Source organism: Loktanella sp. SALINAS62 (genome assembly GCF_018263905.1).
GTDB lineage: Bacteria > Pseudomonadota > Alphaproteobacteria > Rhodobacterales > Rhodobacteraceae > Loktanella.
In genome coordinates this window covers 1-265 of record NZ_JAAFZU010000069.1, presented here as the reverse complement: position 1 = coordinate 265, position 265 = coordinate 1, and the positions used below count along the sequence as shown (strand labels likewise).

Annotated in this window: 1 protein-coding gene; it reads left to right on the top strand. The window is 60.0% G+C overall.

Translation table 11 applies throughout. The annotated features are described in order from the left end of the window. On the top strand, window positions 1-265 hold a 265-nt coding region (locus GZH79_RS17540; RefSeq protein ID WP_211645071.1), incomplete at both ends, for a transposase.

The window sequence follows — 265 nt, the reverse complement described above, 5'->3', positions numbered from 1 at the left end:
ACCGGATGTATCCCATCGTCATTTTTGATGCCTTGCGGGTCAAGATCCGCGACGCCGACAGCCGCATGGTCAAGAACAAGGCCGTCTACGTCGCTCTCGGCGTCAACAGAGATGGCATGCGCGAGGTCTTGGGCCTGTGGATTGCCGACAACGAGGGTGCCAAATTCTGGCTGTCGGTGATGACGGAACTGAAGAACCGCGGGGTGCAGGACATCCTGATTGCGGTCGTGGACGGCCTCAAGGGCTTCCCCGACGCCATTACCGC